This is a genomic window from Azospirillum largimobile (assembly GCF_977007025.2).
The window spans coordinates 1,618,923-1,632,724 of the sequence record NZ_CDRMUA020000001.1; the positions used below are offsets into that span (position 1 = coordinate 1,618,923).

A 13,802-nucleotide genomic window follows, 5' to 3' on the forward strand; every position below is an offset into this window, starting at 1 on the left:
GTTGTGCCGGGGCGATGTTGCCGGGACGCGGCCTCAGCTCAAGATGCGCCGGAGCTTCATCCCCCTACCGCCCGGCCCCCTACCGCCCGGCCAGCACATAGCGACTGGCGCGGCCGAGCAGCCACGGCACGACCGCCATCAGCGCGATGGACAGCGCGTTCCACTTCTGCCCGCTCTCGAGCTCGGTTGCCATGGCCGCAGCGAAGAGAAGAATCAGGACGGCGATCCCACAGCCCGTCCAGTAGAGGACGTTGCCGAGGCGGGCCAGAATGCCGGTCATTGTTCCCCATAGCCGTAGCAAGCCACCCGCTGGGTGGTCGGAGCCTGCGGATAGGCAGGAGCGGCAGAGAAACTGGCCGTGAGCATGCCACCGGTATGAGGGTTCACATTCCCCTGCATCGAATAGGTGTCGAACAACGCCGTCCCTTCGGCGCAACCGGATTTTGGCAGAGGGGCTGACGACTGTCCAGGCGGCGCCGATGGGCGACAGGCGAACGGGGTCGTCCCGCAGGGGTGCCCCCGTTCGTCAGCCGCGTTTGTGCCGCTTACTGGTAGCCGCCTTCGCGGGCGCGGTCCTTTGCGGCTTCCTCCTGGGCCTTCTCGGTGCGGCTGTCGATCTTGCCGCCTTCGGTCTTGCCGGCGTCGCCTGCCGGTTTCTGCCGGTCGTCGCGCCGGGCGTCGGTTTGCTGCTTGTCGGGTTGCTGCTTGTCGGGTTGATCAGCCATGTTGATGCTCCTCGGTCGCGTATGGCTTGGCGATGATGAGGAAACAGCACAGGCACCGGATCGTCGCGACCATTCGGTAAGGCGGCCGGAGGGGCGGCCGGTGGCGAATTCAGCCGGTCGGCGGATCGGTCTCGCGGTCGGTGTCGGCACGGTCCAGGGCTGCATTGATCTGGTCAAGCGTGCGGCCGCAGCCGGTGCAGACGTCGCCGTCGATGGCGCACATGCCCAGGCAATCGGGATCGTCGCTCATGCGGTCAGGCCTTTCCGGTTGGTGGTAAAGCGGTTCCATCCCTAGACGAAAGCCACTCGCTCCTCAAGATGTGCGCCAACTTGGAGTGCCGTGAGGCGACCTATCCCGGTATGCATAGCTGCCCTTCGGCGGGGTGCCTCGGATTGCGGCACTAGGACCATGGCGCTAAACCTTCAGCGTAGCCTACCGATTACGAAGGTATTCATGCCGACGGCGCTGCTGGTGTCCTGCGCGATGTATCGTCACGGAGCGGCACGAATGCCGGCGGCCCTGAAGGCTGCGGGTTTTCGCGTGTTTGCCATATGTCCGCAAAACTCCCTGCTGGAGTTCAGCGACAGCATCGACGGCAGGCACTGCTTTCCCGCCGGCTTCGGTCCCGACGACCTGACCGTGATCACCGCAAGGGCCGCGGCACAGCTTCGCGCCGATATCGTGATCGCCTGCGAGGAAAAGGCCGTCAGAGTGTTGAGCTCCGCCAGCCGGCTGCTGGAGCAGGTGCCGGTCGACAGTGCCGATGCGCGGTGTCTTCGCATGGTCGGGGCGTGGTACGCAGGCCAATGCTGGGAGACGGTGCGATCGCAGTGCGTGCAGCAGGCCGCCGCCGCCGGGATCCGCACGCCACGGCAGATCGTCGTCAATCCCGGTGAGACCAGCGTCGCCGAACTGGCCGGACTTGGCACGCCGCTGCTGTTGAAGTGGGACTACAGCTCGGCCGGATGCGGGATTCGACTGGCCCGCTGCCCCCGCGAGGCGCTGGAGCTTGTGGCGCAGGCCGCGACCGGCCGACGGGAAAACGACTCCGCGATGCCCGCCGACGGAAAAATTGTCGCGCAGGAGTTCATCCGGGGACCGGCGGCGTCGGTATCGTTCAGCGCGCTGCACGGCCGGATGCTGGAGGGATTCGCCTACACCACGCTTCACCATCAGCCGGAGCCCTTCGGTCCGGCGTCCGTGATCGAGGTGGGAGACCATCCCGCATTGATCGACATCGCGCGCCGTGTGGTGGAGATGACCGGCTATTCCGGCTTCGGCGGCATCGACGCGATCCTGCCGGAGGATGGCAGCCCGCCGGTCTTCCTGGAATTCAACGCCCGTCCCACCCAGACCAGCCATCTCGGCGGTCTGGTGGGAGCCGACCTGTGCCGGGCAATGGCCTGTGCCCTGGAAGGCCGCCCCTATGACTGCAACGTCGGGCGGAGCGTGGCCATGCCGATCGCCCTGTTTCCGGCGGAATGGGTCCGCGATCCCAACAGCCGCTATCTCAAGTCGGCCCACCACGACGTGCCGTGGAACGAACGCCGGATGACCGCGGCGATCCTCAGCATCACCCCGCAACTCCACCCCGCCTGACGGCTCACTCCGGCGTTCGTTCCAGAGACAGGTCGCCGGTGACCTCGTGGGTCAGGCCGATGCCGTCGACGGTCAGGACCACGCGGACGGGCAGCGACGTCACCCCGTCCAACCGGCCGTCCGCCAGTGCGCGGCCGACGGCGAGTTCGATTTCCCGCTGGGAGGTTACGCCGACCTGCTTCAGGAACTTGCGCAGGTCGAGGTTGAAGGTCTCGTTGTCCATGGATCGTCCCCCGGAGTCGGAACCGCTGTATACCGTGCCGTTCCGAACCCCGGAGGGCTGGCTTTGGTTCCGCCCGCCCAATCGCCCGACCGCCGCACACATGCCAAAGGCACCGGTCGGGATGACCGATGCCTTTGCCAGAACGGCGTGACGGCGGCAGCGATAACACAGGGATGAGCCGCCGGCGACCGGGACCGGCGACGACAGTCCCTTGCGGCCGCGCGGCGTCAGTCGTCGCGCTGGGTCCGTTCCATCCGCTCGTGCCGTTCCTGGGCTTCCAGGCTCAGCGTCGCGATCGGGCGGGCATCCAGCCGGCGGACGGAGATGGGGTCGCCAGTCTCCTCGCAATAGCCGTAGCTGCCATCGACGAGGCGCTCCAGCGCCGCGTCGATCTTGGAGATCAGCTTGCGTTCGCGGTCACGGGTGCGCAGTTCCAGCGCGCGGTCGGTCTCCGCCGAGGCGCGGTCAGCGATATCCGGTTCCTGGATACCGCCTTCCTGGAGGCTGTTCAGCGTGCCGGTGGATTCCGCGAGCAGTTCCGCGCGCCAGCGCAGCAGCTTCTGGCGGAAATACTCCCGCATGATCGGGTTCATGAACTCCTCGTCTTCCGACGGGGAATAGTTCTGGGGCAGAAGCGGCGACGTCATCCGAAAGCATCCAGCGAAAAAGGGGTGATCCGGGCGGCGCGGAGTATAGGCACGCCACGTCAGGACCGCAACCCTATGGTTCGCCCCCGCAACGACCAAACAAGCCCTTGGAATAAAAAAGATTTGTGACCGTGGCGAATCCGCCGCCCCAACTGGGGCGCGTGAGGCGGCCGGATGGCCGCCGGCAGGTCAGGAGGTGAGCTTCGCCAGTTCCACCTGCGCGCGCAGGTCGATCTCGTCGAGAATCTCGGCCAGGCCGGGATCGTCTACCTGGGCGCGGCGCGATTGGACCACCTTGGCGAGATCCACCAGCTTCTGGACCGACAGGGTGCCCGACAGCAGGCCGTGCTGGATTTCCTCCAGCCGGTCAAGCATCTCTTCGGCCCGCATCTTGCCGCGCGACGCACGCGCGGTGGCGTCGTCGGTCGCGTCGACCTCCTGCAGGGCCAGCACGCCCGCGATCCCGGCCGTGGCGGCGGTGCCGCTGACCCCGTGGGCGGAGCCGGCCTCTCCCACCAGCTGCTTGGAGAACGCGGCGCCGGACGAGCCTTCGGCCTTCCCGGTGCGGCGAACCGAACCGCTGCCGCGTATGTTTCCGGTGCCTTCGACTTTCATGATCCGTGCAACCGTTTGCAGTAAAGGATGCGTAAACGCGCGCACTGTAGATGGATCAACCTTAACATCCGGTCAAGGCTTGCCGCAATCGGGCAAAAATTGCCGGGCGGCTGTGACCGAAACGCGTCATCTTCCGGGCGTTTTTCAGGGCCATGACCGAAAGCCGCCGTCCGCCGCATCTGGCACGGCGTTTGTATAGGACCGGGCACGAGTTCAGGAGTGTCCGCGTCATGATCCCCACCACCCTTCGCCTTCTGCGCCGCCGCACCGTCATGGTCGTGCTGACCGCCCTGCTGGCGCTCGGTGTCCAGGCGGCACCGGCAATCGCCGCGTCCGCCCGTATCAAGGACATCGTCGATGTGGAGGGTGTGCGCGACAACATGCTGATCGGCTACGGGCTGGTGGTTGGCCTGAACGGCACCGGCGACAGCCTGAACAACTCGCCCTTCACCGAACAGAGCCTGACCGGCATGCTGGAGCGGATGGGCGTCAACACCCGCGGCACCAACCTGCGCACCAAGAACGTGGCGGCGGTGATGGTGACGGCGACGCTGGGCGCCTACTCGGCCCAAGGCACGCGCATCGACGTCACCGTGTCGGCGATGGGCGACGCCAAGAGCCTGCTGGGCGGCACCCTGCTGGTCACCCCGATGATCGGCGCCGACGGCGAGGTCTATGCCGTGGCGCAGGGGCCGATCGCGGTATCGGGCTTCTCCGCCCAGGGCCAGGGGGCCAGCGTGACGCGGGGCGTGCCGACCTCCGGCCGCATCTCCTCCGGCGCCATCGTGGAGCGGGAAATCCAGTTCTCGCTGGCGGAGCTGCCGGTCCTGCGCCTCAGCTTGCGCAATCCCGACTTCACCACCGCCCAGCGCGTGGCGACCGCCATCAACATCCAACTGCGCGGCAACCGTGCCCAGGCGACCGACCCGTCCTCCGTCCTGATCAACGTGCCGGAGACGCGGCGCGGCGACGTGGTCGGGCTGGTGACGGAGATCGAACAGCTGCGCATCACCCCCGACCAGGTCGCCCGCGTGGTGGTGGACGAGAAGTCCGGCGTGATCGTGATGGGCGAGAATGTCCGCATCTCCACCGTCGCCATTGCCCAGGGCAACCTGACCATCCGCATCACCGAAACCCCGCAGGTCAGCCAACCCGGCCCCTTCAGCCAGGGCCAGACCGCGGTGGTGCCGCGCACCGACATCCAGGTCGACGACCAGTCCAACAACCGCCTCGCCGTGATGAATGCCGGGGTGACGCTGCAGGAGTTGGTACAGTCCTTGAATGCGCTTGGCGTAGGACCGCGTGACATGATCGCCATTCTCCAGTCGATCAAGGCCGCCGGAGCCCTGCAAGCCGAGATCGAGGTGATCTGATGTCCATGAGCTCCGCCCTTTCCGCCGGTTTCGGCGTGCGCACCCAGGCAAGGATTTCCGATCTGGAGGCAAAGGCCGACCCGGCAAAGCTTGCCCAGCTGCGCAAGTCCGCCAACGAGTTCGAGAGCCAGTTCATTTCGCAGATGCTGGGCCCGATGTTCGAGGGGATCGGCACCGACGAGACCTTCGGCGGCGGGCGCGGCGAGGAGATGTTCCGCCCGATGCTGATCGAGCAGTTCGGCAAGCAGATCACCCAGCGCGGCGGCTTCGGCATCGCCAATCAGGTTTACGGAGAGCTTCTTCGCGCCCAGGAGGCCAGCCATGGATAAGGTCGACGTCCGTTTCCCCCAGCAGTCCAAGCCGGCCGCCAACCTGCCGAAGAACGCGCAGGAGCGCGCGGTGGCCCTGGTCGAGCTGATGGGCCGCCTGACCGCCCTGCTGGAGCGCGAGGCCGCCGCCGTCCGCGCCCGCCGACCGGCGAAGGAACTGGCCCAGATCGTCAGGGACAAGCAGCCGATGACCCTGGTCTACGAGGAGATCAGCCGCCTGCTGCGCGTCGACCGCGAGGGGCTGATCGGCTTGGCGCCGGAGATGAAGTCGGCGCTGAAGGATGCGACCGCCAAACTCTATGCCGCCACCGCCGACAACGCCGAGGCCCTGCGCATCGGCGGCGAGGCCCAGAAGGTGATGGTCGATACCGTGGTTACCGTGATCACCCGCCAGCAGAAGGCACCCGCGACCGCCTATGCCGCGCATATGGGCGGCGGCCGCGGCTATTCCCCGCCGCCGAGCGGCCCGCGCACCTCGGCGGCGCTCAACACCCGGCTTTGAGCGACGCTCGCCGACAGCCTTCATCCGTGACTGCCGAGTTGTTTCGGACGGCCGCCTCCCGATCGGAGGCGGCCTTTTTCTTTGCGGGGATCGGCGAGCCGGCATCGGCAAGGCGCCGCGGCAAGAAAGACCCCACAGGGGGACGATTTTGCCGGTCGCGGCCATGCCATGGGGCCGGAACTGCCGCCCTGCCCCTCTCCGGCACCCCGGCGGAGCCCGTCCGGCGTTTGGCCCGCCCGTTGCATTGATCTTGCCGCATCGCCGTCGGTGCGCTCCGCCGTCCTGAGAGGCCGTTCCATGGATATCCAATCGAACAACATCGCCGCATCCTTGTTCGACGGTCTCGGCCAGTCCCAACAGGCGCAGGGGACGGCGGCGAAGAACGACCTGTTCTCCAAGATGATGGACCGCATGCTGGCCGACGCCGCCGCGCGCAAGCGCGAGCAGGCCGCGGACGCCGCCCGCGACTCCGCCAACGAGGCGAAGGAAGCCCGCGACGCCCGCGCGGCCGACGCGCAGCGCAAGGCTCCGGTCCGGGCGGAGCCTAAGCCCGAACTCGGCCGCGACACCCGCGCCCAGGCCGCGCGCCGGAGCGATGCGGATGCCGAGCCCGCCCGGACCCAGGAACCGAAGGCCGCCAAGGCGGACGGTGACCGCGAGGTCCAGGCCGGTCAGGACGACCGCAAGCAGGTCGGGAGCGACAAGCCGAAGGATGCCGCCAAGGCCGATGGCTCCAAGTCCGACACCGCCAAGGCCAATACCTCCAAGTCCGATGCGGCGAAGTCAGATACGGCAAAGTCCGATACGGCAAAGATCGGCACGGAGACCGCCGGCGCCGATCAGGCGCAGGCGAGCGATCAGGCGGATGCGGCGGTTGCGGATGTCGGGGCAGCACAGGCGGACATCGACGCCGCGATGGCCGAGGGGGGCGGAACCGGCGACGCGCCCGCCGAGGATGCCGGAGCGGAAGAGCAGACTGCCGACCAGCCCCTGACCGCCACCGCGGAACCGGCGTTGCCGCCGCCGGTCCCGCAGCCGAGTGACCTGATCCTCGCCGGATTGACGGCGCCCGGCCAGTCCGCCGCCGATACGGCCGGCGATGAAGGCCAGGGCGGCGATGCGGCGGTTGCGGCGGCTGGCGCGGTCGCCGGTGGCGCAACGGCCGGTGCCGTCGACCCTGCCGCCCAGCTGGCCGCCCAGTTGGCCCAGGCTCAGGCCACGGCCGGCACCCCGGGTGCGGCGCAGGCCGGTGCGGATGCCGCGGCAAAGAGCGCTGCCGATGCACAGCCCGTGAACGGAGACGGCACCCGGCAGGCCCAGGCTGCAGCCTTGACCGGGGTTGATGGCGCCACCCGAAACGGCGAGGAAGCGGCGGAGGCTCTGCCGGACGACGACACCGCCCTGCCCGATCGCTTCGCCGACCTGCTCGCCGCCGCGAAGACGAAGTCCGGCGAGGCCAAGCAGGGCGGCAAGCAGACCGGCGCCGATGGCGGCAGCCGGAACGATGCCCAATCCCAGGCCATGCCGCAGCCGGCCGCCGTCGCTCCGGCGGTTCCTCCGGTCGCGGAAACGGTTGCCGCGTCGGCCGCCGCCAAGGCCACCGGCGCGCTGGAGGGGCTCGAGGGCGCAGGTGCCGTCGCGGGCTCGGCCCATGCCGCTGCCGGCGTCCACACCCATCCGGCGCTGGCCGCCATGGAAGGGATGCATGGCAGCATTCCCGGCGGCATTCCCGGCATCGACCAGCCGCAGGCGACCGCGACGCTGCGCCCGTCGCGCGGCAGCGCCGGCATGCCGATGGGCGTCCATGACCAGATCGCCGTCCATATCAAGAAGCAGGTCGGCGACGAGGTCGACCAGTTCACCATCAACCTGCACCCGGCCGAACTGGGGCGGATCGACATCAAGCTGGACATCGGCATCGACGGCCGGGTCAGCGCGATGGTCGCGGTGGAAAGAGCTCAGACTCTCGAACTTCTGCAGCGTGACAGCCGCGGTCTGGAACGCGCCTTGCAGGAGGCTGGACTGCAGACGGACTCCAACAGCCTGAACTTCAGCCTGCGCGGCGAAGGCAACCCCTTCGGCAATGACGGGCGGGGCGACGGCAAGGGGAACGGAGCGGGCCGGCGCGGCCGCAGCCTCGACGGAAGCGGCGAGGACGCGTCCGAAACCGCCGCCTATACCGCGACGCTCGGCAATGGGCGTCTCGACATCCGCGCCTGACCCCGGCAGCACGCCCGCCGCACTCAAGACACCGGCCGCAAGAGCCACGAAGGACGACCGCCATGACCACGACCAACGCCACCACCACCCCGACCGTGAACAAGTACGGCACCTATTCGGGCGGCTTGTCGACCGGGTCGAAGACGGCGACCGAGACGGCCAAGACCCCCCAGACCGATGCCGACAAGACGGCGTCGGCCACCAAGGGCCTGGGCGACAATTTCCAGACGTTCCTCACCATGCTGACCACGCAGATGAAGAACCAGGACCCGCTGAAGCCGCTCGACACCAACGACATGACCAAGCAGTTGGTCGATTTCGCCAACGTCGAGCAGAACATCGGCACCAACAGCCGCCTGGACAAGCTGGTGCAGTTGCAGTCCGCCGGCACCGCCTCCACCAACCTGGCCTATCTCGGCCGCATGGTCGCCTTCGAGGGCGACGGCTTCCAGTACACCCAGGGCATGACCCAGGCCCCGCTGGGCTACGAGCTGGCGACCTCCGCCAAGTCGGTCCGCGTCGACATCCTGGACGACAAGGGCAACATCATCCGCTCCATGAAGGGTGAAACCGGCGCCGGGACCAAGCATGCGGTCAACTGGGACTTCAAGGACAACAACGGCCGCGCCGTGCAGCCGGGCGCCTACAGGATGAACGTCGCACCGGTGGCCGAGAACAAGGACGATATCATCAAGACGACCACCTACACCTTCGGCACCGTCGCCGGCATCGGCAACAGCAAGGACGGCGAAACCGTGCTGAACATCGGCGCCCGTGAAGTCCCCCTGTCCAAATTGACCACGGTTTACTGACAGGCGTTACTGCCGGGCATTTCTCATGGGGCGGCCGGCCATCTCCGGCCGCCGGACGAGCGCGTCGCCCCGACTGTCCGTTCGGGTTAAGGGATAACCCGCGATAAAAAGTTAACCCTATCGTTTAGGCATTTGTTAAGTGCCGGCGCCTAAAGTACCCCGAAATCGTGGAATCCACAGTTTGGGTTGGAGCGTCCGCGCATGGCACTCATAGAACTCGACACCGCCGACGACTCTGCGGCCGGTGCATCGGTCATTGGTCCTGAGGGGCGTCCCATGACCGAAAACGACCTTCCCCCGCCCGACACCAAGCGTTGGGTGATGCGCCGCAAGGCGGAAGTGGTCGCCGGCGTCCGATCGGGCCTGATCAGCCTGGAGGAGGCATGTCGCCGCTATACCCTGTCGGTGGAGGAGTTCCTGTCCTGGCAGCGGCTGATCGACAGCCACGGCATGCGTGGCCTGCGCGCCACCCGCCTGCAGGAGTACCGTCCCGGCCAGCCCGTCCGCGACCGCATCGGCGCCGACTGACGCAACCGGCAGAATTGAAGAAGCGCCGCAGGTCTGGCCTGCGGCGCTTTTTTGCGTTCGAGGTGGTGGTGTTTGGGAAGGCATCGGCTGACGATGCCCCCACCTAACCTCCCCCGCTGGGCGGGGGAGGGACTGCCGCCAGTCTCCCGCATAAGCGCTCGTCCCCTCCCCCGCCCAGCAGGGGAGTGTTAGGGTGGGGGCATCCGTCGGCCGAGGGCTCTCCACCACAAGCCCCGTCGATCAGCGCCGCCGCCGCACTCGCCACCGCCCCGTTGCCCGGACCCAGATCCAGCGCGCGGCCGGCGGCGTAGGCGCCTTCCATCAGCAATTGCAGTTGCGCGGTCAACCGGTCCGGATCGTCCGCGCCGGCGGCGGTGGCCAACACGCGCAGGCGGTCGCGGACCATGCGCTTGTGGGCCAGCGCCAGCGCGTGGGCGCGGTTGGCCGGGTCGCGCAGTTCGGCAGCGGCGGTGGTGAAGGGACAGCCCTGGAATTTGGGGTGGTCGATCCAGTGGCCGAGCGCGACGAACAGCGCCTTCATCTGCGCCCGCGGGTCGCCGGGATGGCGGGCGGTCACCCGGTCCCACCACGCGGCATGCTGGGCAATGTTGCGCTCCAGATAGGCGCAGACCAGGTCGTCCTTGGACGCGAAGTTGCGGTACAGGCTCATCTTCGCGACGCCGGACTTGGCGATGATCGTGTCGATGCCGACCGCGCGGATGCCCTCGCGGTAGAACAGTTCCGCCGCCGTATCGAGAATCCGCTCCCGCGCCGGCTTCCTGACCGTTGCCGCTTCTGCCATCCCACCCCACCCGTTCAGGACGGCCCCGCTGCAAGCTTGGCCGTTGACAATGATACAGACCTGTCTCTACCATCGGGCGGAAGAGACAGGTCTGTATCATAGCCGGCCGATCCGGCCCTGACCACCACAACGAACGGAGTTCCGGGGGATGCGCTATTTCGAAGATGTCACGGTGGGCGACCGCTTCACCGGCGGGCCGCTGATGGTCGAGACGGCGGAGATCGTCGCCTATGCCGAGAAGTTCGACCCCCAGCCCTTCCACCTGGACCCGGACGCGGCGAAGGACACGCTGTTCCGCGGGCTGGCGGCGAGCGGCTGGCACACCGCCGGGATGACGATGCGCATGATCGTGGGCAGCAACGCGGAGTTGGCCGGCGGCTATATCGGCATGGGCGTCGACCAGATCGGCTGGCCCCGCCCGACCCGTCCCGGCGACGTGCTGCGCATCGAGATGGAGGTGCTGGAGGCACGGCGCTCCGCCAAGCGCCCCGACCAGGGCGTGCTGCGGGTGAAGACCACCACCTTGAACCAGAATGACGAGGTGGTGCAGACCATGATCGCCAACCTGCTGGCGCCCGGCCGCCCGTGCTGAACAAGAAAAAAGCCCCCGCGACCGGGCGGGTCGCGGGGGCCGTGACTGCCGATACAGCCGATACAGCCGTCAGCGCTTCAGGCCGGCGGTGAAGGCGAAGTTGTCGAAGGAGTTCTCGGCCACCCGGAACCACAGATACTCGTCGTCGCGGAACTTCTTCCACGGCTCGTAGATCTTGGCGAACTTCGGGTTGGTCTTCGCCGTCTCGTCATACAGCTCGGTGGCGGACTTGTAGCAAGCCTCCATCACGTCGCGCGGGAAGGGGCGCAGCTGGGCGCCGCCGCCGACCAGACGCTTCAGCGCCGCCGGGTTCTCGGCATCGTACTTGGCGGCCATGGTCACGTTGGCTTCGAAGCAGGCGGCCTCCAGAACGGCCTTGTACTGCTTGGGCAGCTGTTCCCACTGCTGCTTGTTGACCAGCAGCGAGACGTTCAGCCCGCCTTCCCACCAGCCCGGATAGTAATAGTACTTGGCGACCTTGTTGAAGCCGAGCTTCTCGTCGTCGTACGGGCCGATCCACTCGGCGGCGTCGATGGTGCCCTTTTCCAGCGACGGATAGATGTCGCCGCCGGCGATCTGCTGCGGCACGACACCCAGCTTGGACAGAACCTGGCCGGCGAAGCCGCCGATGCGGAACTTCAGGCCCTTCAGATCCTCGACGGTCTTGATCTCCTTGCGGAACCAGCCGCCCATCTGCACGCCGGTGTTGCCGGCCGGGAAGTTCACGACGCCGTAGCCGTCGAAGAACTCGCGCAGCAGGGCCATGCCGCCGCCATTGTAGATCCAGGCGTTCTGCTGGCGGGCGTTCAGGCCGAACGGCACCGTCGCGTCGAAGGTGAAGGTCGGGTCCTTGCCGACATAATAGTAGCTGGCCGTGTGGCCGCATTCGACCGTGCCGTTCTGCACGGCGTCCAGCACCTGCAGGCCGGGGACGATTTCACCGGCGGCGAAGGGGCGAATGGTGAACTTGCCGTCGGTCGCCGCGGCGACGCGCGCCGCGATGGTGTCGGCGCCGCCGTAGATGGTGTCCAGGCTCTTGGGGAAGCTGGACGCGAGACGCCAATGGATTTCCGGCTGGGACTGCGCGATGGCGGGAGCCGCCAGCGTGCTGGCGGCGACGCCGACGCCGGCCGAGGTCAGGAAGGAACGGCGCTTCATGAACGTTTCCTCATCGTTATGGCCATGACGCCCATTGCGTGAAGGCGTCTTTCGCCGAACAGCAGACACTATGGTGCCTGAACAATCCTAGAAATCGCAGCGGCTTTCCGGCAATTCGTCAAAATGCATGGCTTCCATTCCCGTCCTATTCCACCGCGTGGAAAATACAGCGCGCACGCAGGACTGTACCGGCGCCGACATCCCGCCGCCGCCCCGGGAATTTTCAAAGTACTGCATCGCAGGACCAAGCGAAGACCGGCGTCTGCTCCTGGGAGCATCCATCAGCCGCATCGATCAACCGCGGAACCGTCTTGCCGTCACCCGAATGGTTGCGTGTACCGATGATATATTCGACGTCCGGAAAGGCACACACCCCTACTTTCGTTCATGGTCCAGTCAGGGTGGGGAGTCACTGTTCCATGCCGTGGGCAAGCGCTTTGTGCACGCACAAAAGCGAGCGCGCGAAATTACATACAACTTGCAGCTTCCAACCGGCAGGGACGCTTGGCATGTTTGCGCCGCGGTCGGGGCGGTGGAACGGCCACCGCCCGCGCCGCTCTGACGGAGGGCAAGAGGATGAATCAGATCCTCACTCTCCTGATCCTGCTGTTGCAGTTGCTCAAGCTGGTGCTTGAGTATCTGAACCGCTGATCGGGTCGGCGTACCGGGGATAGCAGCCTCGGTACGCCTTCCCCGAAAATAGTGCGTTTTCACGCCGCCGGCAACGGGTCAACCGGCAACGAGTCACCCCAGCGCGCGCTTCACGATCAGCGACAGCTTTTCCAGCATTGCCGGGTCGCGGTGGGAGGGGGCGGTCATGATCGCGTTGTCGAGCGCCGTGTGGCAACCCTGGGCGCAGGGGCCGTCGCGATGCGCCACCTTGGGCGCCAGGGCCGACACCAGCGAGCGCGCCTTGCCGGCATTGGCGACGACAACCTTGATCACCGCATCGACCGAGACATGGTCGTGCCCCTCGTGCCAGCAGTCGTAATCGGTGACCATGGCGACGGTCGCGTAGCACATCTCCGCCTCGCGGGCGAGTTTGGCCTCCGGCATGTTGGTCATGCCGATGACGTCGCAGCCCCAACTGCGGTAGAGGTTCGATTCGGCGACGGTGGAGAATTGCGGCCCCTCCATTACCATGTAGGTGCCGCGCCGCTGGTGGGGGATGTCCAACTCGGCCAGCGCCTGCTCGATCAGGTCGCCCAGCCGGCCGCAGACCGGATGGCCCAGCGCCACATGGGCGACCAGCCCGCTGCCGAAGAAGGTCTTGTCGCGGGCGAAGGTGCGGTCGATGAACTGGTCGATCACCACGAAGGTGCCGGGCGGCAGATGCTCCTTCAGCGAACCGACGGCGGACACCGACAGGATGTCGGTCACGCCCAACTGCTTCAGCGCATGGATGTTGGCGCGGAAATTCAGGTCCGACGGCGGAATCCGGTGGCCGCGGCCATGGCGCGGCAGGAAGACCAGCTTGCGGCCCTCGTATTCGCCGGTCAGCAGCTCGTCGGACGGGTCGCCGAAGGGTGTCGTCACCTTGACCCAGCGGGTGTTCTCCAGCCCGTCGATGTCGTAAAGGCCGCTGCCGCCGATCACGCCCAGAACCGCGTCGTTCCCCATGGTCCGCTCTCTCCCGCTGACGATGGCGCGAGTATTTCGGGCATGGGGACGGATTG

17 protein-coding genes are annotated in these 13,802 nt (G+C 67.1%); 8 read left to right on the top strand and 9 right to left on the bottom strand.

Annotation, left to right across the window (positions count from 1 at the left end):
- Positions 1–79: 79 nt before the first annotated feature.
- From ACWPKK_RS07495 to ACWPKK_RS07505, 3 genes are all read right to left on the bottom strand, one after another.
- Positions 80–280: a hypothetical protein gene (locus ACWPKK_RS07495; protein WP_452002403.1), complete on the bottom strand. Its 201-nt coding sequence runs from the start codon at positions 278–280 to the stop codon at positions 80–82.
- A 265-nt stretch (positions 281–545) separates the two neighbouring features.
- Positions 546–725 carry a hypothetical protein gene (locus ACWPKK_RS07500; protein WP_452002406.1) on the bottom strand — a complete coding sequence of 60 codons (180 nt, stop codon included), beginning with the start codon at positions 723–725 and terminating at the stop codon, positions 546–548.
- A gap of 109 nt (positions 726–834) precedes the next feature.
- Positions 835–975 carry a DUF1289 domain-containing protein gene (locus ACWPKK_RS07505; RefSeq protein ID WP_324866380.1) on the bottom strand — a complete coding sequence of 47 codons (141 nt, stop codon included), beginning with the start codon at positions 973–975 and terminating at the stop codon, positions 835–837.
- Positions 976–1,179: 204 nt separating this feature from the next.
- Here ACWPKK_RS07505 and ACWPKK_RS07510 point away from each other — a divergent pair, with 204 nt between their 5' ends.
- Entirely contained in the window at positions 1,180–2,325 is a 1,146-nt protein-coding gene (locus ACWPKK_RS07510; protein ID WP_452002409.1) for an ATP-grasp domain-containing protein, read from the top strand.
- A 4-nt stretch (positions 2,326–2,329) separates the two neighbouring features.
- Here ACWPKK_RS07510 and ACWPKK_RS07515 read toward each other — a convergent pair whose 3' ends face one another.
- From ACWPKK_RS07515 to ACWPKK_RS07525, 3 genes are all read right to left on the bottom strand, one after another.
- Entirely contained in the window at positions 2,330–2,548 is a 219-nt protein-coding gene (locus ACWPKK_RS07515) for a DUF6494 family protein (protein WP_452002412.1), read from the bottom strand.
- A gap of 227 nt (positions 2,549–2,775) precedes the next feature.
- Positions 2,776–3,195, bottom strand: coding sequence for an RNA polymerase-binding protein DksA (gene dksA, locus ACWPKK_RS07520; RefSeq protein WP_012974451.1), 420 nt, complete (start codon positions 3,193–3,195; stop codon positions 2,776–2,778).
- 189 nt (positions 3,196–3,384) lie between these two features.
- Complete coding sequence (locus tag ACWPKK_RS07525) at positions 3,385–3,810, bottom strand: flagellar assembly protein FliX (protein WP_452002415.1); 426 nt, start codon at positions 3,808–3,810, stop codon at positions 3,385–3,387.
- A 230-nt stretch (positions 3,811–4,040) separates the two neighbouring features.
- On the opposite strand from ACWPKK_RS07525, the gene ACWPKK_RS07530 reads away from it, so the two are divergent.
- The 6 genes from ACWPKK_RS07530 (at position 4,041) to sciP (ending at position 9,574) form a co-directional block, all read left to right on the top strand.
- Positions 4,041–5,183, top strand: a complete 1,143-nt coding sequence (locus ACWPKK_RS07530; RefSeq protein ID WP_324866371.1) for a flagellar basal body P-ring protein FlgI — start codon at positions 4,041–4,043, stop codon at positions 5,181–5,183.
- A 5-nt stretch (positions 5,184–5,188) separates the two neighbouring features.
- The gene (locus ACWPKK_RS07535; RefSeq protein WP_149221908.1) at positions 5,189–5,512 is read left to right on the top strand and encodes a rod-binding protein; all 324 of its coding nucleotides are present in this window, start codon (positions 5,189–5,191) and stop codon (positions 5,510–5,512) included.
- Entirely contained in the window at positions 5,505–6,014 is a 510-nt protein-coding gene (locus ACWPKK_RS07540; RefSeq protein WP_452002420.1) for a flagellar basal-body protein, read from the top strand. The genes ACWPKK_RS07535 and ACWPKK_RS07540 overlap by 8 nt, the downstream gene beginning before the upstream one ends.
- Positions 6,015–6,311: 297 nt before the next feature.
- A complete protein-coding gene (locus tag ACWPKK_RS07545; RefSeq protein ID WP_452002422.1) occupies positions 6,312–8,234 on the top strand; it encodes a flagellar hook-length control protein FliK in 1,923 nt (640 codons plus the stop codon).
- Positions 8,235–8,296: 62 nt separating this feature from the next.
- Complete coding sequence (locus tag ACWPKK_RS07550) at positions 8,297–9,046, top strand: flagellar hook assembly protein FlgD (RefSeq protein WP_324866364.1); 750 nt, start codon at positions 8,297–8,299, stop codon at positions 9,044–9,046.
- Positions 9,047–9,247: 201 nt separating this feature from the next.
- Positions 9,248–9,574 (top strand): CtrA inhibitor SciP, encoded by a 327-nt coding sequence (gene sciP, locus ACWPKK_RS07555; RefSeq protein ID WP_324866362.1) that lies wholly within the window; start codon positions 9,248–9,250, stop codon positions 9,572–9,574.
- Positions 9,575–9,677: 103 nt separating this feature from the next.
- Here sciP and ACWPKK_RS07560 read toward each other — a convergent pair whose 3' ends face one another.
- Positions 9,678–10,376, bottom strand: coding sequence for a TetR/AcrR family transcriptional regulator (locus ACWPKK_RS07560; RefSeq protein WP_452002427.1), 699 nt, complete (start codon positions 10,374–10,376; stop codon positions 9,678–9,680).
- A 148-nt stretch (positions 10,377–10,524) separates the two neighbouring features.
- Here ACWPKK_RS07560 and ACWPKK_RS07565 point away from each other — a divergent pair, with 148 nt between their 5' ends.
- On the top strand, positions 10,525–10,968 hold the full coding sequence (locus ACWPKK_RS07565; protein WP_452002429.1) for a MaoC family dehydratase: 444 nt from the start codon (positions 10,525–10,527) through the stop codon (positions 10,966–10,968).
- Positions 10,969–11,037: 69 nt separating this feature from the next.
- Here the strand turns inward: ACWPKK_RS07565 and ACWPKK_RS07570 are convergent, their stop codons facing one another.
- A complete protein-coding gene (locus ACWPKK_RS07570) occupies positions 11,038–12,126 on the bottom strand; it encodes a TRAP transporter substrate-binding protein (RefSeq protein ID WP_324866356.1) in 1,089 nt (362 codons plus the stop codon).
- Between the two features lie 744 nt (positions 12,127–12,870).
- Positions 12,871–13,746, bottom strand: coding sequence for an S-methyl-5'-thioadenosine phosphorylase (locus ACWPKK_RS07575; protein WP_452002431.1), 876 nt, complete (start codon positions 13,744–13,746; stop codon positions 12,871–12,873).
- Between the last annotated feature and the right edge of the window lie 56 nt (positions 13,747–13,802).

Bases quoted from the DNA above. Each gene is read 5' to 3' on its own strand.
- sciP (WP_324866362.1), top strand. From the start codon at position 9,248: ATGGCACTCATAGAACTCGACACCGCCGACGACTCTGCGGCCGGTGCA.
- ACWPKK_RS07570 (WP_324866356.1), bottom strand. From the start codon at position 12,126: ATGAAGCGCCGTTCCTTCCTGACCTCGGCCGGCGTCGGCGTCGCCGCC.
- ACWPKK_RS07540 (WP_452002420.1), top strand. From the start codon at position 5,505: ATGGATAAGGTCGACGTCCGTTTCCCCCAGCAGTCCAAGCCGGCCGCC.
- ACWPKK_RS07545 (WP_452002422.1), top strand. From the start codon at position 6,312: ATGGATATCCAATCGAACAACATCGCCGCATCCTTGTTCGACGGTCTC.
- ACWPKK_RS07495 (WP_452002403.1), bottom strand. From the start codon at position 280: ATGACCGGCATTCTGGCCCGCCTCGGCAACGTCCTCTACTGGACGGGC.
- dksA (WP_012974451.1), bottom strand. From the start codon at position 3,195: ATGACGTCGCCGCTTCTGCCCCAGAACTATTCCCCGTCGGAAGACGAG.
- ACWPKK_RS07500 (WP_452002406.1), bottom strand. From the start codon at position 725: ATGGCTGATCAACCCGACAAGCAGCAACCCGACAAGCAGCAAACCGAC.
- ACWPKK_RS07550 (WP_324866364.1), top strand. From the start codon at position 8,297: ATGACCACGACCAACGCCACCACCACCCCGACCGTGAACAAGTACGGC.
- ACWPKK_RS07575 (WP_452002431.1), bottom strand. From the start codon at position 13,746: ATGGGGAACGACGCGGTTCTGGGCGTGATCGGCGGCAGCGGCCTTTAC.
- ACWPKK_RS07535 (WP_149221908.1), top strand. From the start codon at position 5,189: ATGAGCTCCGCCCTTTCCGCCGGTTTCGGCGTGCGCACCCAGGCAAGG.
- ACWPKK_RS07510 (WP_452002409.1), top strand. From the start codon at position 1,180: ATGCCGACGGCGCTGCTGGTGTCCTGCGCGATGTATCGTCACGGAGCG.
- ACWPKK_RS07515 (WP_452002412.1), bottom strand. From the start codon at position 2,548: ATGGACAACGAGACCTTCAACCTCGACCTGCGCAAGTTCCTGAAGCAG.
- ACWPKK_RS07505 (WP_324866380.1), bottom strand. From the start codon at position 975: ATGAGCGACGATCCCGATTGCCTGGGCATGTGCGCCATCGACGGCGAC.
- ACWPKK_RS07560 (WP_452002427.1), bottom strand. From the start codon at position 10,376: ATGGCAGAAGCGGCAACGGTCAGGAAGCCGGCGCGGGAGCGGATTCTC.
- ACWPKK_RS07525 (WP_452002415.1), bottom strand. From the start codon at position 3,810: ATGAAAGTCGAAGGCACCGGAAACATACGCGGCAGCGGTTCGGTTCGC.
- ACWPKK_RS07530 (WP_324866371.1), top strand. From the start codon at position 4,041: ATGATCCCCACCACCCTTCGCCTTCTGCGCCGCCGCACCGTCATGGTC.
- ACWPKK_RS07565 (WP_452002429.1), top strand. From the start codon at position 10,525: ATGCGCTATTTCGAAGATGTCACGGTGGGCGACCGCTTCACCGGCGGG.